Source organism: Shimia sp. NS0008-38b (assembly GCF_040370365.1).
Taxonomy (GTDB): Bacteria; Pseudomonadota; Alphaproteobacteria; order Rhodobacterales; family Rhodobacteraceae; genus Shimia.
This window is the reverse complement of sequence record NZ_BAABWQ010000003.1, coordinates 280,923-300,499: the sequence shown is the minus strand read 5'-3', so window position 1 is coordinate 300,499 and position 19,577 is coordinate 280,923. Positions and strand designations below refer to the sequence as shown.

At 55.9% G+C, this 19,577-nt stretch carries 16 protein-coding genes and 1 tRNA gene; 7 read left to right on the top strand and 10 right to left on the bottom strand.

Features of this window, described 5'->3' with window-relative positions; all coding sequences use genetic code 11:
* Positions 1-2 precede the first annotated feature (2 nt).
* From ABWV47_RS13470 to ABWV47_RS13455, 4 genes are read right to left on the bottom strand one after another with little or no spacing between them, the layout of a single operon-like run.
* Positions 3-1,154: a DNA polymerase III subunit delta' gene (locus ABWV47_RS13470; protein ID WP_353312644.1), complete on the bottom strand. Its 1,152-nt coding sequence runs from the start codon at positions 1,152-1,154 to the stop codon at positions 3-5.
* Positions 1,151-1,786 carry a dTMP kinase gene (gene tmk / locus ABWV47_RS13465; protein WP_353312642.1) on the bottom strand — a complete coding sequence of 212 codons (636 nt, stop codon included), beginning with the start codon at positions 1,784-1,786 and terminating at the stop codon, positions 1,151-1,153. Before tmk ends, ABWV47_RS13470 begins: the two co-directional genes overlap by 4 nt.
* The gene (locus ABWV47_RS13460; protein ID WP_353312640.1) at positions 1,783-2,952 is read right to left on the bottom strand and encodes a D-alanyl-D-alanine carboxypeptidase family protein; all 1,170 of its coding nucleotides are present in this window, start codon (positions 2,950-2,952) and stop codon (positions 1,783-1,785) included. Before ABWV47_RS13460 ends, tmk begins: the two co-directional genes overlap by 4 nt.
* A 13-nt stretch (positions 2,953-2,965) precedes the next feature.
* Positions 2,966-3,883, bottom strand: coding sequence for an SPOR domain-containing protein (locus tag ABWV47_RS13455; RefSeq protein WP_353312638.1), 918 nt, complete (start codon positions 3,881-3,883; stop codon positions 2,966-2,968).
* Positions 3,884-4,079: 196 nt separating this feature from the next.
* Here ABWV47_RS13455 and ABWV47_RS13450 point away from each other — a divergent pair.
* A tRNA-Ser gene (locus ABWV47_RS13450) sits at positions 4,080-4,169 on the top strand.
* A 205-nt stretch (positions 4,170-4,374) separates the two neighbouring features.
* On the opposite strand, the gene ABWV47_RS13445 is transcribed toward ABWV47_RS13450, so the two are convergent.
* The gene (locus ABWV47_RS13445) at positions 4,375-6,042 is read right to left on the bottom strand and encodes a thiamine pyrophosphate-binding protein (RefSeq protein WP_502959706.1); all 1,668 of its coding nucleotides are present in this window, start codon (positions 6,040-6,042) and stop codon (positions 4,375-4,377) included.
* Between the two features lie 296 nt (positions 6,043-6,338).
* Between ABWV47_RS13445 and ABWV47_RS13440 the strand changes: the two genes are divergently transcribed.
* Positions 6,339-6,725 (top strand): hypothetical protein, encoded by a 387-nt coding sequence (locus ABWV47_RS13440; RefSeq protein ID WP_353312636.1) that lies wholly within the window; start codon positions 6,339-6,341, stop codon positions 6,723-6,725.
* A gap of 86 nt (positions 6,726-6,811) precedes the next feature.
* Here ABWV47_RS13440 and ABWV47_RS13435 read toward each other — a convergent pair whose 3' ends face one another.
* From ABWV47_RS13435 to ABWV47_RS13425, 3 genes are all read right to left on the bottom strand, one after another.
* The gene (locus ABWV47_RS13435; protein WP_353312634.1) at positions 6,812-7,507 is read right to left on the bottom strand and encodes an SMI1/KNR4 family protein; all 696 of its coding nucleotides are present in this window, start codon (positions 7,505-7,507) and stop codon (positions 6,812-6,814) included.
* A 146-nt stretch (positions 7,508-7,653) separates the two neighbouring features.
* Entirely contained in the window at positions 7,654-10,443 is a 2,790-nt protein-coding gene (locus ABWV47_RS13430; protein ID WP_353312633.1) for a bifunctional aconitate hydratase 2/2-methylisocitrate dehydratase, read from the bottom strand.
* Positions 10,444-10,763: 320 nt separating this feature from the next.
* Entirely contained in the window at positions 10,764-11,780 is a 1,017-nt protein-coding gene (locus ABWV47_RS13425) for a LacI family DNA-binding transcriptional regulator (protein ID WP_353312631.1), read from the bottom strand.
* 212 nt (positions 11,781-11,992) lie between these two features.
* On the opposite strand from ABWV47_RS13425, the gene ABWV47_RS13420 reads away from it, so the two are divergent.
* The 5 genes from ABWV47_RS13420 (at position 11,993) to ABWV47_RS13400 (ending at position 17,818) form a co-directional block, all read left to right on the top strand.
* Positions 11,993-13,501: a sugar ABC transporter ATP-binding protein gene (locus ABWV47_RS13420; RefSeq protein ID WP_422063649.1), complete on the top strand. Its 1,509-nt coding sequence runs from the start codon at positions 11,993-11,995 to the stop codon at positions 13,499-13,501.
* Positions 13,494-14,510, top strand: a complete 1,017-nt coding sequence (locus ABWV47_RS13415; protein ID WP_422063427.1) for an ABC transporter permease — start codon at positions 13,494-13,496, stop codon at positions 14,508-14,510. Before ABWV47_RS13420 ends, ABWV47_RS13415 begins: the two co-directional genes overlap by 8 nt.
* Positions 14,511-14,588: 78 nt before the next feature.
* Positions 14,589-15,542, top strand: coding sequence for a substrate-binding domain-containing protein (locus ABWV47_RS13410; RefSeq protein ID WP_353312627.1), 954 nt, complete (start codon positions 14,589-14,591; stop codon positions 15,540-15,542).
* Positions 15,543-15,611: 69 nt separating this feature from the next.
* On the top strand, positions 15,612-16,670 hold the full coding sequence (locus tag ABWV47_RS13405) for a sugar phosphate isomerase/epimerase family protein (protein ID WP_353312625.1): 1,059 nt from the start codon (positions 15,612-15,614) through the stop codon (positions 16,668-16,670).
* Entirely contained in the window at positions 16,667-17,818 is a 1,152-nt protein-coding gene (locus tag ABWV47_RS13400) for a Gfo/Idh/MocA family protein (protein ID WP_353312623.1), read from the top strand. The genes ABWV47_RS13405 and ABWV47_RS13400 overlap by 4 nt, the downstream gene beginning before the upstream one ends.
* A 38-nt stretch (positions 17,819-17,856) precedes the next feature.
* On the opposite strand, the gene ABWV47_RS13395 is transcribed toward ABWV47_RS13400, so the two are convergent.
* Both ABWV47_RS13395 and ABWV47_RS13390 read right to left on the bottom strand, forming a co-directional pair.
* Positions 17,857-18,804: a sugar kinase gene (locus ABWV47_RS13395; RefSeq protein ID WP_353312621.1), complete on the bottom strand. Its 948-nt coding sequence runs from the start codon at positions 18,802-18,804 to the stop codon at positions 17,857-17,859.
* Positions 18,804-19,547, bottom strand: a complete 744-nt coding sequence (locus ABWV47_RS13390) for a FadR/GntR family transcriptional regulator (protein WP_353312620.1) — start codon at positions 19,545-19,547, stop codon at positions 18,804-18,806. The genes ABWV47_RS13395 and ABWV47_RS13390 overlap by 1 nt, the downstream gene beginning before the upstream one ends.
* Positions 19,548-19,577 lie beyond the last annotated feature (30 nt).

The following is a 19,577-nucleotide window of genomic DNA, read 5'->3' as shown; positions in this document are numbered from 1 at the left end:
GTCTAAGCAACCGCAGTTTGGTGGATCTTAAACACCGTATCGAGCACCAGAGAGGCAGGGTCAAGGTTCACAGACTTACCATGACGGGTTCTATCAGTGATCTCTTGTGCTGCCTTGGCCCAATCACGCGCTTTGTGCACCGACGGCGCCAATTGCATCAGTAGGTTGCCTTCTCCTGGTGCAATTTCGACTCTAGGCGGCGCACCGATCGCTCCGGTGCGCGCAAGGCGTGCCAGGAACAGGTCGAACAGGCCAAGTATCAACTCAAGTTTTGCGTCCGCTCCTTTGCCATTTAGAGCGTTCACAAAATTTAGCGCCTTGGAGCGATCCAGACCGCGAGAAGATGAAAAGAGAGATAGCAATTCGGCATACAGCGGCAGTCCGTCTTGCTGCAGATGCTTGAGCGCTTCGCCAACCGATCCTGCCGCCATTTCTGATAGGGCAGGGGAGTCGTTCGCTTCAAAGCCCGCTTGCGTAAGCGCCAATTGCATGTTGTCTGATGACAACGCATGGAGACGCAGCTCACGACACCGAGACCGGATAGTCGGGAGAAGCCGCGAGGGTTGATGAGAGATCAAAAGCATCACCGTTCGCGCAGGTGGTTCCTCCAGCATTTTGAGCAATGCATTGGCCGCATTCACGTTCATTTCGTCCGCACTGTCGACGATCACGACTCGTCTCCCCCCATCGGCCATCGACATGTGTAGATAGCTGCTGAGTTCCCGGACTTCGTTGACACGGATGTCAGCGGCAAATTTTCCGTCTTGCCGCGCCTTTTCGCGCGCACTGTCGGTACTGCCCGCAAAGCCGCGCCGCAACAGAAACACCCCCGGTTCTGACAAGGCTCTAATGCGGTGGCTAACAGGGTGATCTGGATCGACGTTTAGCGACCGGTGTACCTGAGGTTCTGGCGCAAACATACCGCCGCCATCTTCGGCAGGAAGCGTTAGTAAAAAGCGCGCAATACGCCAAGCCAGAGTGGCTTTGCCGACCCCCTTGGGGCCTGAAATCAACCATCCATGGTGTAGGCGGTTGGAATTTAAGGCCAATAAGAAATCTTGTTCCGCTTGGTCTTGCCCAAACAGTGTCTCTGTTTCTCGCGGGTGCGGAGCGCCTTCAACGCGGTCGGCCTCGTGTATTTGGTTGGCACTCACGAGGCGCTATCCTGAAGATGAGTTCGTATTGTTTCAAAGACATCGTTGCCAACGTCTTCCGTTGTGCGGCCTCCGTCGATGACTCTGAAGCGCTCGGCAAATTCTTCGGCCAGATCCAAAAAACCTCGGCGCATGCGTTTCTGAAGACCTGCGCCAAAATCCTCGAACCGTTCTTCAGAGGTTTGGCGAGATTTAGCCCGTGCCAAACCGATTACCGGATCCATGTCGATGAGGATCGTCAAATCAGGTTCGCGACCGATCATCAGCATGTGTAGCTGGTCCACCACGGTCCGCAAATCGCCGCGTGAGAGGCCTTGATACATGCGGGTGCTGTCCGCAAAGCGATCGCAAATAACAATTTTTCCCGCTGCAAGTGCTGGGAGGATCGTGCGTTCAAGGTGATCGCGCCGCGCCGCGGTGAACAGAAGGATTTCTGTTTCTGCGGACCAACGATCAGGATCACCCTCCAAGACCATGGCGCGAATTTCTTCAGCGCCAACGGATCCGCCGGGCTCACGCGTCAGAACAACCTCATGTCCCTCGGATTGGAGACGTTCTGCAAGCAACTTTGCCTGCGTGGATTTGCCCGACCCGTCGATACCTTCAAAGGTAATAAACTTTCCGACAGTCACGTGGCACCTTCGATTTGGGGAGCAAATCGCGATATCAACACAGTGGTCGCGGTGCGTAGGCGGACGAGAAAGCCACCTTCAGGCACATCTGTCTCTGCGACCAACGGAACACGCATCTGTGGCAGGTCATCCGGTGACAAAACCAACTCGGCAATTGGACTTCCTTTGGTAATCGGTGCTTGAATTGGGCCGTTAAAAACAACTTCGCCCGGGACGGTATCACGGGCCATCACAGGCAACAAAATGTCCAAGTCTTGGGCGGGTACCAGCCCAACTTGCGGTGTTTTGCCCATCCAAACGTCTGCCATGGCAACGCGTTCGCCTGCACGAACTAATTTGGTCTCCGAAAACTGACGAAAGGCCCAATTGACGATCTGTTCCGAAACCTCAGCACGTTCACGGGCACTTTCTAGGCCAGAAAAGGCAAAGATGACGCGCCGCGCGCCTTGTTTTGCGGATCCGACCAGGCCGTATCCAGCCTCAGTTGTGTGGCCTGTCTTCAAACCGTCAGCGCCGATACCGAGCTTTAACAAAGGGTTACGGTTTTGTGTGTTTTGCGGTGCGCGCCCATCAAATGCAAATTCGGTTTCGGCAAACATTGGATAGAATTCCGGAAAATCAGTGATCAGGTGGTTGGCGAGAAGTACCAAATCACGCATGCTCATGTTGTGGCCGGGGGCTGGCCACCCATTTGAGTTTGCAAAGGTTGAGTTTGTCATGCCCATCTGACGTGCGCGTAGGGTCATTTGGCGCGCGAAACCTGCCTCTGTGCCATTGGGGCTCAACGTTTCTGCAATCACAGCACAGGCATCATTGCCGGACAGAACAATGATTCCGCGCAAGAGGTCTTCGACTTTGACGCGATCGGTTGTGTCTAAGAACATGGTGGAGCCACCATAATTCATTGCATGTTGAGACACAGGGAGCGTTTCGGTCATGGACAGGCGTCCGTCTCTAACGGCCTCAAATGCCATATAAAGCGTCATCAGTTTGGACATCGACGCGGGTGGCAAAGCATCATCGGCGTTTTTGGCCATGAGCACAGTGCCCGTGGTTTGGTCCATGACAAAGGCCGCCTTGGCTTTGGTCTCAAAAGCTGAGGCCTGAAGCGTTAGTGCGGCAAAGGACAGCGCTGTGGTCAAGACGCTGAGAGCTGTTCGAAACATGGTTTCGTCTCCGTCAGTTTGTCACGGCATAGGCATCGGTAAAGCCCACGCCATGTACCGTTTTGGTCATAGACTTGAGATCAGATTTGCTTGATGCCGGACCAACAAGCACGCGCCAGAACTGTTTTTCACCCGAAGTTGTTTTCTTCACCAGTGGTGTCAGACCGGCTGATTTCATCTGCGATGCTGCACGGTTAGCATTTGCTTCTACAGAGAAAATACCGATCTGTACGTATGGTTTGGTCAATGAAGAAGAGGTCGGTTTCGGGGCCACCTCGGATTGCGCGGCGGGTGGAGCGACGCTCGCTTCGGGGGCCGGCGTTTGGCTGGCTTCTGCCGCTGCTATGGCAGCTGTTGCTGCCGCGATGGGTTCAAGTGGTGCTTCTTCGACATCGCTTGGCGAGGCTGCGAGGGTGTCGCCTGCTGCGGTTTCCACATCCGCATCTGCGGAGGATTCATCGGCGACTTCTTCACGGCGCAACGCTGTGACATTGAGGGCAACCGGTTGCCCCGCGATCATACCCAGCGCTTCGGCAGCGTCAGATGACACTTGGATACGTGGTCCAGGAATGTCGCGCTCGCGCCGAAACAAGGCGCCGATCACAAACTTTCCGTTTGCTTGGTTGCGGATAATGACCCGTTCTGGGTCAGCCACATCTGGGTGTGCGGCCCAAACACCACCAAGCGAAGGACGCCCGTCCCAGAGACCCGCCTCAGAGGCAGAAAAGACCTCTGGTGCTTCCACATCACGTTCAACAAGTTTTGTCGTTTGTCCAGCCGTTCCAGTGTCTTGTGTCTCTTGTGAGGGTTTGCTTTGGGCAAATGGATTTGTCGTGTCGTCACACGCGCTGAGCGCTGTGGATCCGACAAGCAGGATGGCCAAAAGCCTACGCCGTGAGTGTCTTGACAACACACCTGTATGATTGATCATCCTAGTCCCTCTGTATGCTCGACTGTGCCACGTTTTTCCAAAGCCAGCTGCTGCTCTTTTCGTCGCTTCGGTCTTATTTAGCGCGAAGTGTAGCGTGCGCGGTGGGGCAAGGAAAGTGCGGCGGCAAAACTGCGCAACAATTTGCGTAGGTTTTTGACTTGATCCCGCTGTCTTAGACAATTAGTGAGGCCTAGTCGGAGGAGTGGCAGAGTGGTCGAATGCACCGGTCTTGAAAACCGACGAGGGTTAACGCCCTCCGTGGGTTCGAATCCCACCTCCTCCGCCATTTTTCAAATATGGCTCTTATCCGCGTGATCCCTTTTCGCTGGCCCCTTGTGCAGCGTTAACGGTTTGGGGTGTCAATTTGGCCTGTCGGTATGACGTCGGTGTTGCGACTGTATCGCGGAGGTGCGGATTTTGGGGCGCCTGGACACAGCCAGACGCCTTAAGAAAGCTCACGTATTCTTACACGCAAGCCGTGCGCCGGGGGACTAACCCTCTATCTGTTCCAGCACGGCCATTGGGCCAAGTGCGTTGGGATCAATGCGCAGCTCGATGATGGCGGGCATTTGTGCCGCGCGGGCTTCGGCCAAAGCGGTGTGGAAGCTTGTGTCCGTCTCAACCACCGCGCCAAAGCCGCCGTAGCTTTCTGCGAGTTTGGCAAAGTTCGGGTTGAACACGGTGGTGCCGCTGGGCCGTTTGGGGAACTTCTTTTGTTGGTGCAGGCGAATGGTGCCGTACATGCCGTTGTTGGAGATCAACACAATGATATTGGCGCCGCGTTCACAGGCCACACCAAATTCCTGCATGGTCATTTGGAAACAGCCGTCCCCCGCGAGGCAGATGACTTCTTGGTGGGGACGTTCCAGTTTGGCAGCCACAGCTGCAGGCAACCCGTAGCCCATCGAGCCGCTGGTGGGGGCCAGTTGGGTGCCAAAATCGCGGTAGCGATAATAGCGGTGCAGCCAAGCCGCATAATTGCCCGCGCCATTGGTCAGAATGGCATCATCAGGCAACACGTCGTTGAGGTGGTGAATGACGTTTTCCATCTTGAGCGCGCCGGGAGTTTCGACTGGTTGTTGCCATGCCTCATAATCCGCGCGGGAGTCGGTCACGCGGCGACTTGGGGCGTGTTGATTGGTGGCGCGTGTGGCAAGGGCAAGTTGCTGTGCAAAAACACCGGCGTCGGCGGAGACCGCGTAGGTCGGGTGATAGACCCGCCCAAGTTCGTTTGCGTCTGGATGGATGTGAATCAGTTTTTGCGTCGGAATCGGCGAGGCAAGCAACGTATAGCCGCCGGTGGTCATCTCTCCCAAGCGTGCACCGAGACAGAGGATGGTATCTGCGTCCCTCACGCGCTGTGCCAGTTTGGGATTGATGCCGATGCCAACGTCCCCCACGTAGTTAGGGTGGCGGTTGTCCAGATAATCTTGACAGCGGAAGGTGGCGGCTACGGGCAGATCAAGGGTCTCGGCGAGTGCGCCCACAGCCTTTGCCGCCTCAAATGTCCAGCGTCCGCCACCAAGCAAGATCAGCGGATTTTTCGCATCTGCAAGTTGCGTGAGCACTTCGGTCACATCTTCATCCGGTGCTTTGGCAGAGGGCAGCGTTGCGGCGGGCGGAATGGGCGCATCGCAGGGTGCGGAGATCATGTCTTCTGGCAGGGCAAGCACCACAGGGCCGGGGCGCCCGGACATGGCGGTGCGATAGGCACGGGCGACATATTCAGGGATACGGTCCACGCGGTCGATTTCGGCGACCCATTTGGCGAGTGGACCAAACATCGCGCGGTAATCGACCTCTTGAAAGGCCTCGCGGTCGCGTTGATCACTGGCGACTTGGCCAATAAAGAGGATCATCGGGGTGCTGTCTTGGAACGCTACATGTACGCCTGACGACGCATTGGTCGCGCCGGGGCCGCGGGTGACAAAGGCCACACCGGGCTGACCGGTGAGCTTGCCATGGGCATCCGCCATCATGGTGGCGCCCCCTTCTTGGCGGGCGACAATGTTGTCGATGCCGGCATCATAGAGCCCGTCGAGCACGGCGAGAAAACTTTCGCCAGGGACGCTAAACACCCGTTTGATACCTTGTTGTTCCAGTGCTTGGACGAGCACCTTGCCGCCGTGTTTGATGGTGTCCACGGTGATTTCCCTCACGCTTGTTTCGCCTGGACGTTATGTGGGGATTGGGGGGAGGGCAAGGTGGGTGTGAGCGTTGCCACCACCTATGGTAGAAATAAAGAGAATGTTCATCTATTGGCACTAGCCCTTTAGGAAACCTATGAATTTCAGATGATGTGAGATGTTAGGCCGTGACCCAAATCAATGCCTTGGCGATGTTGACAGCTCTTTCTTTCCCTGGCCTTGCAGAGGCGTCTGGTTTTCAAAGCGCATTTTTAAGCCGTTGCTTGAACCCTTTGATACAGGGGGGTGAGTTTGACACTTCCGGGCTTATGGGTCCTGTCGCGTTGCCCAATATGAATATTGGCGTGAAAGGCATGGATGTCGAGCGGCGGGTTTGGCAGACCGGCGATCCGAATGTGAGTTTTGGCACAATGGTGTCCAAGGGTGTTTTCCGCGGGTGTGGGGTCACTTTGAAGGCGTTCGATGGAGCGCCTGTGCGGGTTCTTGAGGACGTTTTGGGAGCCGTTGGCCAGACCTCGGAGATTTGCCACTTTGATTTGACGTACCGCGATCTGCGTGGGTATCGGGCGGTGGTGCGGCGCGCAGGAAGCGACCTCCCAATTCTGGTGAACTTTTCTCCGGCTGAGGGACGCGATTATAGCTTGCTTGCGTGGGAGAGTGTTCCGGAGAAGGTTGATAGGGCCTGTTCGCGGTAGGGCACGTTAGAGGAAACACTTTTTCTAGTGTGCTCGCTGTTCTCTCTTGGTCCCGTAGCGCATGAGTTCGGCGCTTTCGGTCATACTTATTGAGGCGTCAGACGGTTCATGATTTTCTTGATGAAACCGTCACCGCGCAGTTTTGCTTTGGCAGCTTCAGCCAGCTGTTCCCAGTCCTCTGTGTCGCCCGGAATGTGTTTTGCGCCGCTTTTTTTACTACCGTTCGGCTCATAGAGAGTAAATCGTCTGTTCATTTCTTCATTGAAGAAAGCGACAAGAGACGGCCAGCGTTTTCCAATCAGATCACATCTGGCATTGTAAAGTTCAACTTCTCCTGTGGTTGTCAGATAAAGATGCCCTTGTGAGAACCATTCACCATTGATTGCACCGATACCCAAGTGTCCGTTGGGAATGTAGTCGGGGCGGCCGATGATGTTTTGATACCGAATACTGACGGGCTGCCCGATGCCAATCCCGGACCTGTCAACAGATCCTCCGATTTCGCCGAGTAATGAGACACCGAGAAACCTTGCTCCATTCATATGTCGAAGTAAGGCTTTGTAGGGTTCGGGAATATATCGGCCTGCAGAGTTCTCGGCGGCTTCAATTCCTGCTTCATCTAACCCTGCATACCGCCAACATAAGTGTGCTTGGGGTGCGACAGCGGGCACACGTCCGGTTGCAAATGAGCCGTTGGGGCCTTCGAAGAAGCCAAGAGGATCGAAGCGTTGCCTTATTGCGTTATCGAGTTCTTGGAGCGTTTCGGTAATTGGGTGCGCCATTGAACGAACCTGATTTGATGTGTGTCTTTTCAATTTAGGAGAATTTCGAAAAGAAAAACATCTAAAAAGTGTATTTGTGCCGCGCTGAAAACAAAAAGCTCCCGAGTGTCCTCGGGAGCTTTTGTTTTTCGCAATACCCGCAGGCTTTAGAAATGTGCGGATCTTGTGGTTGAGGGCGCCTGAAGTGGAGGCGCGAACTTGGTCAGGTCGATGCCTTCCACAGCTGCCTTGTACTCTTCCAGCGTGGGCGTGCGGCCCAAGATGGCGGAGAGCACCACAAGCGGGGTGGAGGCCAAGAGGCTTTCGCCTTTCTTGGTGGCGCTGTCGGCGACAACACGGCCTTGGAACAGGCGGGTTGAAGTGGCCAGAACGGTGTCACCTTTGGCGGCTTTTTCCTGGTTGCCCATGCAGAGGTTACAGCCCGGACGCTCGAGGTAGAGAATGTTCTCATACTCGGTGCGCGCCTTTTCCTTGGGGAAGAGATCATCAAACTCAAAGCCCGAGTATTTCTGCAAAATTTCCCAGTCGCCCTCTTCTTTGAGCTCATCAATGATGTTGTAGGTTGGCGCGGCCACAACCAGTGGGGCCTTGAATTCAACCTTGCCGTTGGCGGCCTCAAGATTTTTGAGCATCTGTGCGACGATTTTGATGTCACCTTTGTGCACCATACAGGAGCCAACAAAGCCCAGATCGATGTGCTTTTCTGCGTTGTAGTAAGACACAGGACGGATGGTGTCGTGGGTGTAGCGCTTGGATACGTCCGCGTTGTTCACATCCGGGTCAGCAATCATCGGCTCAACGATTTGATCCAGATCCACCACCACTTCGGCGAAGTATTTGGCGTTGTCATCCGGGGTCAACGCAGGTTTTTCACCGGATTTGATTTCGGCGATGCGTTTGTCGGCGATGTCGATCAGGTTCTGCAGCATGCCATTTTCATGCTCCATACCTTTGTCGATCATGATCTGGATGCGCGACTTGGCCAGCTCCAGCGAGCCCACCAGCGTTTCATCGTTGGAGATACAGACAGAGGCTTTCGCCTTCATCTCTGCGGTCCAGTCGGTGAAGGTAAAGGCTTGGTCTGCCAGCAGCGTGCCGATGTGCACCTCAATGACGCGGCCTTGGAAGACGTTGTCGCCGTGCTGTGCGAGCATCTGTTGCTGTGTGGCGTGGACCACATCGCGGAAGTCCATATGCTCGGCCATTTTGCCTTTGAAGGTGACCTTCACAGACTCTGGGATCGGCATGGAAGCCTCACCAGTTGCCAGCGCCAGCGCCACGGTACCGGAGTCCGCGCCAAAGGCCACGCCTTTGGACATGCGGGTGTGGCTGTCGCCGCCGATGATCACCGACCAGTCATCCACGGTGATGTCGTTGAGCACCTTGTGGATCACGTCGGTCATGGCGTGGTATTCGCCTTTGGGGTCACGGCCGGTGACCAGACCAAAGTCATTCATGAATTTCATCAGGCGTGGTGTGTTGGCCTGTGCTTTGAGGTCCCACACAGAGGCGGTGTGACAGCCGGACTGATAAGCGCCGTCCACAATTGGCGACACCACAGTGGCGGCCATGGCTTCGAGTTCCTGCATGGTCATCAAGCCGGTGGTGTCTTGGGAGCCAACGATGTTGACCTCAACCCGCACGTCAGACCCGGCGTGCAGTGTTTTGCCCGGCGTGGTGCCAACCGCGTTTTTGTTGAAGATTTTTTCAACGGCGGTCAGGCCTTGGCCCTCGTGGCTGATCTCTTTGGAAGGCGCAAAGACCGGCGTGGGCTCAACACCCAGCGTTTTGGCGGCAAAAGTCTGAAGCTTCTTACCAAAGACGATTGCGTAGGAGCCACCAGCCTTCATGAACTCAGCTTTTTGCGGGGTGAAGGAAGACGACACGTCCACCAGCTCTTCGCCGTCTTCGCTCAGCAGCTTTTTGTCTTTGGTGTTGATCTTCAAAACTGTGCCGGTTTCAACAGAGTATTTCTGTTCCAGCACGGGGTTTCCGTCGTTGTTGAGGATCGGGTTTCCGTCCTCATCGGTTTTGCGCACCCAGTTTTTCAGGTCCAGACCGATGCCGCCGGTCACGCCAACGGTGGTCAAGAAGATGGGGGAAATGCCATTGGTGCCCGCGACAACCGGGGCATAGTTCACAAACGGCACATAGGGGCTGGCTTGTTTGCCGGTCCAGAGTGCAACGTTGTTGACGCCTGACATACGTGAGGAGCCCACACCCATGGTGCCTTTTTCGGCGATCAGCATAACCTGCTTGGTTGGGTGCTGAAGCTTGAGCTCTTCGATGTGCTTTTGCGCCGCCTCAGAAATCATGCATTTGCCGTGCAATTCACGGTCCGCACGTGAGTGCGCTTCGGCTCCTGGAGACAACAGGTCGGTGGAAATATCACCTTCGCCTGCAATGAAGGTCACGATTTCGATCTCTTCGTCGACCTCAGGAAGTTTGGTGAAGAACTCAGCTTTTGCGTAGCTTTCCAGCAGATCTTTGGCGATTGGGTTGCCCGCGCTCAAAGCATCGGACAGGCGACTCATATCCGCATCATACAAGAATACCTGAGTCTTCAGTACCTCAGCGGCTTGCTTGGCGATGGCATCATCGTCCCCCAGCGTCAGATCGATCAACACCCGAACCGAGGGGCCACCTTTCATGTGCTTCAGCAACTCAAAGGCGTAATCTGGGCTGATTTCCGCGACAACCGACTCGCCAAGGATGATCTCTTTGAGGAAGGCCGCTTTGACACCTGCGGCACTCGTGGTTCCGGGCAAGGTATTGTAAATGAAGAACTTCAACGAGTCTTCACGATGCTCATTTGCGGTGTCTTTTATCTGCGCAATCAATTCGCCGACAAGGTCGCCAGCGTCAATCGGCTTCGGGTTCAGACCCTGCTCTTTGCGCGTTTCAATCTCTGTCAAATAATCGGTGTACAAGCTCATGGTGATCCTAGCGATTTGATGTTGGCTTAAGCATGAACGCCGAGACTCGGAAGGGGTTTCTGAGCCCGGGAAGCTAATTGTATGCGGATGTATACCAAACGCAATGGAGTTGCAAGACGTTCGCCTGTGGCGAGGTGAAGCGGGGTTGAGGCGTTGTATGCGGTGGGCATTAACCCCGTGTAAACAAGGTTGGATAGGTGCCTTATAGACCGAGATCGTTTTTGGCCCAAGTGACCATTTCCTGCAGATATGGCGTACCGCTCCCGATCGCGCGGGACGTGAGCGAAAAATTGCGGACTGCGCGATTGCCTCTCAGATGCTTAGGCCGGGCCGCAGCTCTCACGGACCACCAGGTCTCCGTGCAACAGTTCTCGATCCGTGTCAGCCTGTCTGCTCTGCAGTTGATCGAGCAGCCGCGTCATGGCCCGTTCACCAATTCTGTTACGCGGTTGGCGGATGGTGGTCAGGGCCGGTGTGATGTGGCTGGCAAAGGGAATGTCGTCAAAGCCAATCACCGAAAAGTCTTCGGGCACATTGTAGCCGCGCAGTCGGAGCGCGGAGATCACACCGATTGCGGTGTTGTCGTTAAAACAGAAAAACGCGGTGGGCAGCGTGTCTTTAATGAACAGGCGCTCTACCGCGGCACGGCCACCCTCAGACGTGCCATCGCCTTGCATGGTCCACTCTTTTAGTGGTTCTGAGTATTCTGCGAGGCCCTGTCGGTATCCGTCCTGTCGCAGCTCTGAGACCAGATCCCCCTGTGGTCCGGTGACAAAGACGATCTGGCGGTGTCCCAGAGACACAAGGTACTCGGCGGCCATTTTGGACGCGGCGACGTCATCCACCCCAACGTAGGGCACATTGTCGACCTCCATCGGGCGGGTGACGCTGACGGTGGGCGGCAAGCCGGTTGCCGGGGTGGGGTTGCCCGCGACCGGGTGGTGGCCTGTGAGCAGGATCAGACCATCAGCCATGCCGGTTGATAAAAACCTCATGTGTGCGGCCTCTAACTGAGGGTCGCCTTCGGTATTGCCGATGAGCACGCCATAACCTCGGTCGTTGGCGACCTTTTCAAGCCCGATCAGGATTCCTGGAAAATTGGGGTCCGCAATGGAAGGCGTCATCACCATGACCATTTGGGAGCGCTGCATTCGCAGGTTTTGCGCCATGGCGTTGGCGGTGTAGCCTGTCCGCGCAATCGCGGCAGTGACTTTTTTACGGGTGGTTTCGGCGACCTTCTCAGGGGATCGAATCGCCCGGCTAACAGTTGCAATTGACACCCCGGCGATCTTTGCGACGTCCTCAATGGTGGCCGGTTTTGTAGGAGGGATGCTCACTAAGTTGTGCCTGCTGTGATCTGCGTTTCGGTTTTGAAATCAAGGTGTTTTGACCGGTTATAGCGGTATTTGCGGATAGTGAAAAGGTTTACAGTGATCTATGTAAAGGTTTACATAAGTTATGAAAAGGTTTACATCCGGTTGTCGGAGGGCCTGCCTTGGTGGGCAAAAGTTAAATACTGGGAGGAGCGGCTGTGCCTGATGGTCACGCCATAAACCAATCCGTGTTGTGCGCGGATCGGGTAAGCAAATCGTTTGGGGCGGTCCCGGTGCTGTTCAGCGTCTCAATGGATGTCTGCGCCGGTGAGGTCCACGCCCTGATCGGCGAGAACGGTGCCGGAAAATCCACGTTGATGAAAACACTGGCGGGGTTTCATCCGCCAACCTCGGGCCGCATCCTATTGGATGGCGAAGAGGTGGCGTTGCCGGGCAATGGCGAAACCGAAAAACTGGGTGTGGTTCTGATCCACCAAGAGCTGAACCTTGCCGAGCAAATGACGGTAGAGGAGAATGTTTTCCTCGGTCGCGAACTCAAGCACCGTGGCGTGTTGGACCGTGCGCGGATGCAGCAAGCGGTGCAGCAATATCTGGATCAGATTGGACTGGAAATCGCACCCACTGACCGGATCAGCGATTTGTCGATTGCGCAAAAGCAGATGGTGGAGATTGTCAAAGCCATCAGCCGGGATGCGCGCATTCTGATTATGGATGAGCCCACGGCGGCGTTGACGGAAGCAGAAACCAAGCTGTTCTTTACCCAGATTAGGCGGTTGAGAGAACAGGGTGTGGGCATTGTGTTTGTGTCGCACAAACTCTCGGAAGTTAAGGCGATTGCGGACCGCGTGACGGTGTTGCGCGACGGGCAGTGGATCGGCACGCACGCAGCTGACGATCTGACAGCGGACGCCATGGCGCAGATGATGGTCGGGCGCGAGTTGTCAGACCTATATCCGCCAATCAACGAGGTGGATGTGGATGCTGACAAAGTTCTGGAAGTGCGCGGTTTGCGCGCTCCGGGCGTGGACGGTGTGTCCTTCTCTTTGCGTCGCGGCGAAGTATTGGGATTTTCCGGACTGATTGGGTCCGGCCGCACGGCGGTGTTTGAAGCTGTCTGTGGTCTGGTGCCGCGCGAGGCTGGTGACGTGCTTGTGGATGGCGACGTCGCAAATTTCAGCAGTGTCGCTGCGGCGCGGGATGCGGGTATCGTCTATCTGACAAAGGATCGCAAAGAAAAAGGGCTGTTGCTGCGCCAAAAGATGCAACCGAACCTGACGCTGTTCGCACTGCCAAAGTTTCTCAAGAAAGGCGGAATTGACCGCAAAGCGGAGGAGGCCGCGCTGGAGCGGGCCATCCGTCGGTTTGACATTCGAGCGCGCGATCCGGGCGTGGATGTGGGGGATCTGTCAGGCGGCAATCAACAGAAGCTCTTGTTGGCCAAGGTTATGGAATGCGAGCCGCGCATTGTGATCATCGACGAGCCCACGCGCGGCATTGATGTCGGCACCAAACAGCAGATCTATCACTTCATCGCTGCTATCGCCTCCGAAGGCGTGTCGGTTGTGGTGATCAGTTCGGAGATGCCGGAAATCATCGGTGTGAGCCACCGGGTGGTGGTGATGCGTGAGGGACAGGTCACCGGAGTACTGAGTGGCGATCATATCAACGAAAACGAAATCGTGCGCTTTGCCGCCGGGCTGAAGCGGGAGACCAACCATGACTGAGACGGCCATGACACCGAAACGTAAATCCATTCTAAGCAGTTTTGATCTGAAAGCTGCAGGACCGGCCATTGCACTGATCATATTGTGCATCATCGGTTACCTGCTCAACCCTGCCTTTTTGAGCGAGGGCAACATCACCAACTTGCTCACGCGGTCAGCGTTCATTGGCATCATCGCGGTGGGGGCGACCTTTGTGATCACTTCTGGCGGGATCGATCTGTCGGTGGGGTCTATGGCCGCCGTGATCGCCGGAGTGATGATCATTGTGATGAACAATGCGGTCGACACATTCGGCACCGGGGTTACCACGGTTTTGATCGGCTGCGGGTGCTCCATCATCCTTGGCCTTGGTGCCGGGTTGGTGAACGGTCTGTTGACCACCAAAGGTAAGATCGAAGCCTTTATTGTGACGCTGGGCACCATGGGGATTTACCGCTCGCTGGTGACCTACTTTGCCGACGGGGGCACCCTGTCGCTGAACTATGACATTCGCGGGGTGTATCGCCCGGTGTATTACGACAGCGTGATGGGGCTGCCCATCCCAGTGTGGGTGTTCATCGCAGTGTCGATCGCCGGATGGCTGCTGTTGAACCGCACCGCTTTTGGCCGCTATTGCACGGCGATTGGCAGCAATGAAAGTGTGGCAAAGTACTCCGCGATCAAAGTGGATCGTGTGAAAACACTGACATATGTGATCCAGGGTGTGTGCGTGTCGTTGGCCACCATCATTTATGTGCCGAGATTGGGATCCGCGTCGTCAAGCACCGGGGTGCTTTGGGAGCTGGAAGCGATTGCGGCGGTGATCATTGGCGGGACAGTTCTGAAAGGTGGATATGGACGGATTGGAGGCACCATAATTGGCGCACTGATTTTGACCACCATCGGCAATATTTTGAATTTCACCGATATGATTTCCAACTACCTCAACGGCACAATGCAAGGTGTCATCATTATTGTGGCGGTCTGGCTGCAGCGCGGAGATTGGGGCCGCAAAACCAAGTCGAATTAAAGTTTCTCGCAAGCGATTGCGCGAAAGAACCGGGGGCACCGGACAGGAGAGGTGCACCCAAATCCTAGGGAGGAAGACATGAAAAAACTGTACAAAATTGGGAGCATGACCGCCGCTGCGGTGATGGCCATGACGGGGATGGCAACCGCTGAGACCATCAAGATCGGGGTCAGCTATCCAACTCCAACGCACGCTTGGGCTGCTGGTATGAACTGGCATGCTGAACAGGCCGAAAAACGGCTTGAGGCGCTTTACCCGGATGTCGATCTTGTGTTGGTGAACTCGCCAGATCCCGCAAGTCAGGCCAGTGCGCTGGAAGACCTGGTCTCTGTTCATCAGATCGACGCCCTTGTGGTGCTGCCTTTTGAGAGTGAGCCGCTGACGGACCCGGTGCTTAACGTGAAAAATTCAGGTGCGCTGATTACCGTGGTGGACCGTGGTTTGAGCCAGCCAGGCATTGAGGACATCTATGTTGCGGGCAACAACCCGGAGCTGGGGCGTGTGTCTGCAGAATACATGAAAGGCCGCCTGAAGGATGGCGACAACATCGTGGTGCTGCGCGGGATTCCGACGCTGATCGACAACGAGCGCTTTGACGCGTTTATGGCGGAAATCGAAGGTTCCGGTATCAACGTTCTCGATCACAAACATGCCAACTGGAACCGCGATGACGGCTTTGAAGTGATGCAAGATTTCCTGTCCCGCTTCCCCGACATCGATGCAGTGTGGGCGCAGGATGATGACATCGCGATTGGCGTTGTTGCCGCGCTGAAGCAGGCTGGCCGTGATGGAGATGGAATGTTTGTTGTTGGCGGTGCTGGCATGAAAGAAACCATCAAAGCCATCATGGAGGGCAATGAACTTGTGCCGGTTGATGTGCTGTATCCACCATCCATGATCGCAACTGCGATGGATGTCACTGTGGCAGCCTTCAAATCCAATGGCCCCGTTGCTGGCCGCTACATTCTGGGTGCGACGTTGATCACACCTGAGAATGCTGCGTCCTTCTACTTCCCGGATTCGCCTTTCTAAAGCGCCATTCGGGTACCCGAGAAGAGGGCCTTCTCCCAAGGGCCCTCTTCTTTCAACAGGAGAAAGATCATGCAAACAATCAAAGGTCCCGCGCTGTTTTTGGCTCAATTTGCCAGTGACGACGCCCCATTTAACTCTTGGGACAGCATCACCAAATGGGCCGCTGATTGTGGCTATAAGGGTGTGCAAGTGCCCAGCTGGGACGGTCGTCTGTTTGACCTTGCCCGTGCCGCCAGTTCACAATCCTACTGCGAAGAACTTGTGGGCGTGGCGCGCGAGAACGGCGTTGAAATCACAGAATTGTCGACCCATCTGCAAGGGCAGCTGGTTGCGGTTCACCCCGCCTATGACGAAGCATTTGATGGCTTTGCGGCACCAGAGGTTCGTGGCAATCCGAAAGCCCGACAAGCCTGGGCGGTCGATCAGATGAAATTGGCCATCACTGCAAGCTACAACCTTGGCATTTCCCAACATGCGACATTTTCGGGCGCTTTGGCGTGGCCGTATATTTACCCGTGGCCGCAGCGGCCCGCCGGACTTGTTGAAACCGCATTTGATGAGTTGGCGCGGCGCTGGCGCCCGATCTTGGATCATGCGGATCAGATGGGCGTGGACATCTGTTATGAAATTCACCCCGGTGAGGATCTGCATGACGGGGTCACCTTTGAGATGTTCCTTGAGCGGGTGGGGAACCATCCCCGCTGCAACATGCTGTATGATCCGAGCCATTTTGTGCTGCAGTGTTTGGAATACATCGGGCATATTGACGATTACGCCGACCGGATCAAGATGTTCCATGTCAAAGATGCGGAGTTCAACCCAACCTCTAAGCAGGGGGTGTATGGCGGCTACCAGAGCTGGGTGGATCGCGCAGGGCGGTTCCGCAGCCTTGGCGATGGGCAGGTCGATTTTGGCAAAGTGTTTTCCAAGATGGCGGCCAATGATTTTGATGGCTGGGCCGTGGTCGAATGGGAATGCGCGCTGAAGCATCCAGAAGATGGTGCCCGTGAAGGGGCGGCTTTTGTGCGTGACCACATCATTCGTGTGACGGAGAAAGCGTTTGATGATTTTGCCGATGGTGGCACCGATGAAGAGGCGAACAAACGCATGCTGGGGATCACATCATGAGCGGATTTGAGCGCCCATTGCGATTGGGCATGGTTGGCGGCGGCAATGACGCGTTTATTGGCGCGGTGCACCGGATCGCAGCCCGGCTTGATGGCCAATATGAATTGGTGGCGGGGGCGTTGTCGTCGACGCCTCAGAAGGCACAGGCGTCGGGCCAAGCCTTGGGGCTGGCTCCGGACCGGACCTATGATGACTACAAGTCCATGGCGATCCGTGAGGCCCGCTTGAAAGACGGCATTGATGCCGTGGCAATTGTGACACCAAACCACATGCACTTCCCGGCTGCGCGGGAGTTTCTGAAGCGTGGCATCCATGTGATCTGCGACAAACCTTTGACGGCAACACTGCCAGAGGCACGCAAGTTTGCGAAATTGGCGGAAACGTCTGATGCCTTGATGATCCTGACTCACAATTACACAGGGTATCCGTTGATCCGGCAGGCGCAGCAGATGATTGCAGATGGCGCGCTGGGCACGCTGCGGGTGGTGCAGGTCGAATATGCCCAAGACTGGTTGACCGAAGCGCAGCCGGCGGACAACAAACAAGCGGCGTGGCGCACCGATCCGGCCCGCAGCGGTGCCGGCGGCTCGATTGGAGATATTGGCACTCACGCATTTAATCTGGCGTGTTTTGTAACGGGATTGACCCCGGAAAGCCTGTGCGCAGATTTGCAGAGCTTTGTGCCGGGCAGACAGGTGGACGACAACGCGCATATCATGCTGCGGTTTGCCGAAGGTGCCCGAGGTATGCTGTGGAGCTCACAGGTGGCACCTGGCAACGAGAATGCGCTGCGCCTGCGGGTGTATGGCGACAAAGGCGGGCTGGAATGGGCGCAGGAAGATCCCAACCAGATGCGCTTCACGGAGTTTGGCAAACCCACTCAGATCCTGACACGTGCCGGGAGCGGTGCACTGGAGATGACCGAGGGCCTGACACGGACGCCGGGGGGGCATCCGGAAGGGTACTTGGAAGGGTTTGCCAACATTTATTTGGAGGCTGCGGCGATGATCCGTGCGCATCAGGCTGGTGCGGTGGGAGATGTCGGCACGCTGTTGCCCGGTATTCAGGAAGGCATGGCCGGAATGCGGTTCATTGATGCATGTGTGCGTTCATCGCAGCGGGATGCGGCTTGGATTGGGCTTGCGTAAGATAAAGTGGGCGGCCCCTCTTGGAAGGGGCCGTGCGCCTATTTTGGTGAGGCCAATCTTTGACCTGAGATATCGAGAATAGCGCCACGTTTGGTCACAACATAGGCTGCCAAAGAATGGCCAAGCGCCATGGCGTCGGTGACGTCTTTTCCTTTTGCGATGGCTGCCAGAAAACCTGCGTTAAAGCTGTCGCCTGCGGCTGTGCTATCGACCACTTTGGGGGCTGCTAGGGCGTTTTCCAGTGGCGCCCCCGTCGCGATATTTAGCGGTCCTTTGTCGCCGCGTTTTAGGGCGCCAAACGTCACTCCATAAGACTGCAGTCTTGTAAGGGCGTCGGCCTCCGATGCGTCACCAAAAAGATCCATTTCATCATCGACAGACGGCAGCGCAATGTCGGCGCGTTGCCACATGGCGACATTTGTTGCGCGCGCGACCTCTACGGATTCCCAAAGGCGTGGGCGGTGGTTGCTGTCATAGGCCAACAGGCCGCCATTGGCGCGGAAACTGTCGATCCAGTCCAATACCTTTGCGCGGGTCTCCGGGGGCAAGATGGCCATGCTGATGCCCGAAAAGAGCACAAGATCAAATCCGTTGAGCACCTCGATGGGCACTGCGCATGGCGGTGTGAAAATCGAGCGCGCGGCAGCGGCAGAACGCCAATAACTAAAGCTGCGTTCGCCTGCGTCATCCGTTTCAATCGCATAAAGACCCGGCATTTGTCCTGCGCGCCGCTCTATGGCATTTGTTTTGATCCCATGGCCTTGGATCGTTTTAAGGATCCGATCTGAAAAAGCATCGTCGCCCAGAGCCGTGACATAAGAGGTTGAAACCTCAGTGTCTGCAAGCAGCGCATTGATGTAGTAGGCGGTGTTGAACGTGTCGCCTGCGACGCCGATACGGGCGGTGTCGCTGTCGTTGGCAATGAGCTCAATCATCACCTCGCCCACGCAGGCGATTTTGTTGATAGGGTGAGTGGGTAGGGGCATCACGTGTCTCCAAAGGTGGCATGCACTTGGTCCCAAGCGTCGGCCAAGTGAGAGGTCAGGGCCGCCTCGGCGGCGTCGGGGTCGCGCATGAGGATGGCGTCAAAGATCGCTTCGTGAGATGTTACGTTCAGTATGTTGCGCGCTGGTAGATGTCGCATCTGTTGCCACTGTGGCGCGATCCAAGAGGTGTAAGCCTTATGAAATGCGATCAAGGCCGGATTGGCGGAGACCGCAAATAGGGCGCCGTGAAAGGCGATGTCAGTTTCATAAAACAGGTCATAATCCTCAGTGGCGGCGCGGTTGGCCTCCAGTGCGGTTTTGATATTGAGAATGTCCGCTTTGGTTGCTTTTTGCGCTGCCAGCCTGACGATGCCAGCTTCAACAAAGACGCGGGTGTCAAACAGCTGCTTTGTGCCATTGGGGGCTTTCAAAAGGTGCGTGACAATGCTTTGCAGCGCCTCTGCAGCGGCATCAAAATCAGGCGCACGCACCACGGGGCGGTGACGCGGGCGCACATGTAAGAGACCCTGTGCGGCCAAACGGCCAATGGCTTCGCGCACAACGGTGCGGCTGGCGCCGAAATCTTGCATAAGTTGACGCTCTGACGGCGGCGCTTGTCCGACCTCAAGTGTGCCAGTGTGAATGGCCTGCGTCAGAGACTCCACAATCTGGTCTGCAGCGCGCTGTATGTTTGCATCCTCTGACACGTTGCTGATTGGTCCCCCATTTTCCGCGGCGATCATATATGGTCCGACCAAAACTGCAAGATATGT

What these genes read in the sequence shown, in the direction of transcription:
- ABWV47_RS13460 (WP_353312640.1), bottom strand. Translation starts at nt 2,952, where the DNA reads ATGTTTCGAACAGCTCTCAGCGTCTTGACCACAGCGCTGTCCTTTGCC.
- ABWV47_RS13455 (WP_353312638.1), bottom strand. Translation starts at nt 3,883, where the DNA reads ATGATCAATCATACAGGTGTGTTGTCAAGACACTCACGGCGTAGGCTT.
- ABWV47_RS13440 (WP_353312636.1), top strand. Translation starts at nt 6,339, where the DNA reads ATGGGTCCTGTCGCGTTGCCCAATATGAATATTGGCGTGAAAGGCATG.
- ABWV47_RS13435 (WP_353312634.1), bottom strand. Translation starts at nt 7,507, where the DNA reads ATGGCGCACCCAATTACCGAAACGCTCCAAGAACTCGATAACGCAATA.
- ABWV47_RS13430 (WP_353312633.1), bottom strand. Translation starts at nt 10,443, where the DNA reads ATGAGCTTGTACACCGATTATTTGACAGAGATTGAAACGCGCAAAGAG.
- ABWV47_RS13415 (WP_422063427.1), top strand. Translation starts at nt 13,494, where the DNA reads ATGACTGAGACGGCCATGACACCGAAACGTAAATCCATTCTAAGCAGT.
- ABWV47_RS13410 (WP_353312627.1), top strand. Translation starts at nt 14,589, where the DNA reads ATGAAAAAACTGTACAAAATTGGGAGCATGACCGCCGCTGCGGTGATG.
- ABWV47_RS13405 (WP_353312625.1), top strand. Translation starts at nt 15,612, where the DNA reads ATGCAAACAATCAAAGGTCCCGCGCTGTTTTTGGCTCAATTTGCCAGT.
- ABWV47_RS13400 (WP_353312623.1), top strand. Translation starts at nt 16,667, where the DNA reads ATGAGCGGATTTGAGCGCCCATTGCGATTGGGCATGGTTGGCGGCGGC.
- ABWV47_RS13395 (WP_353312621.1), bottom strand. Translation starts at nt 18,804, where the DNA reads ATGCCCCTACCCACTCACCCTATCAACAAAATCGCCTGCGTGGGCGAG.
- ABWV47_RS13390 (WP_353312620.1), bottom strand. Translation starts at nt 19,547, where the DNA reads ATGATCGCCGCGGAAAATGGGGGACCAATCAGCAACGTGTCAGAGGAT.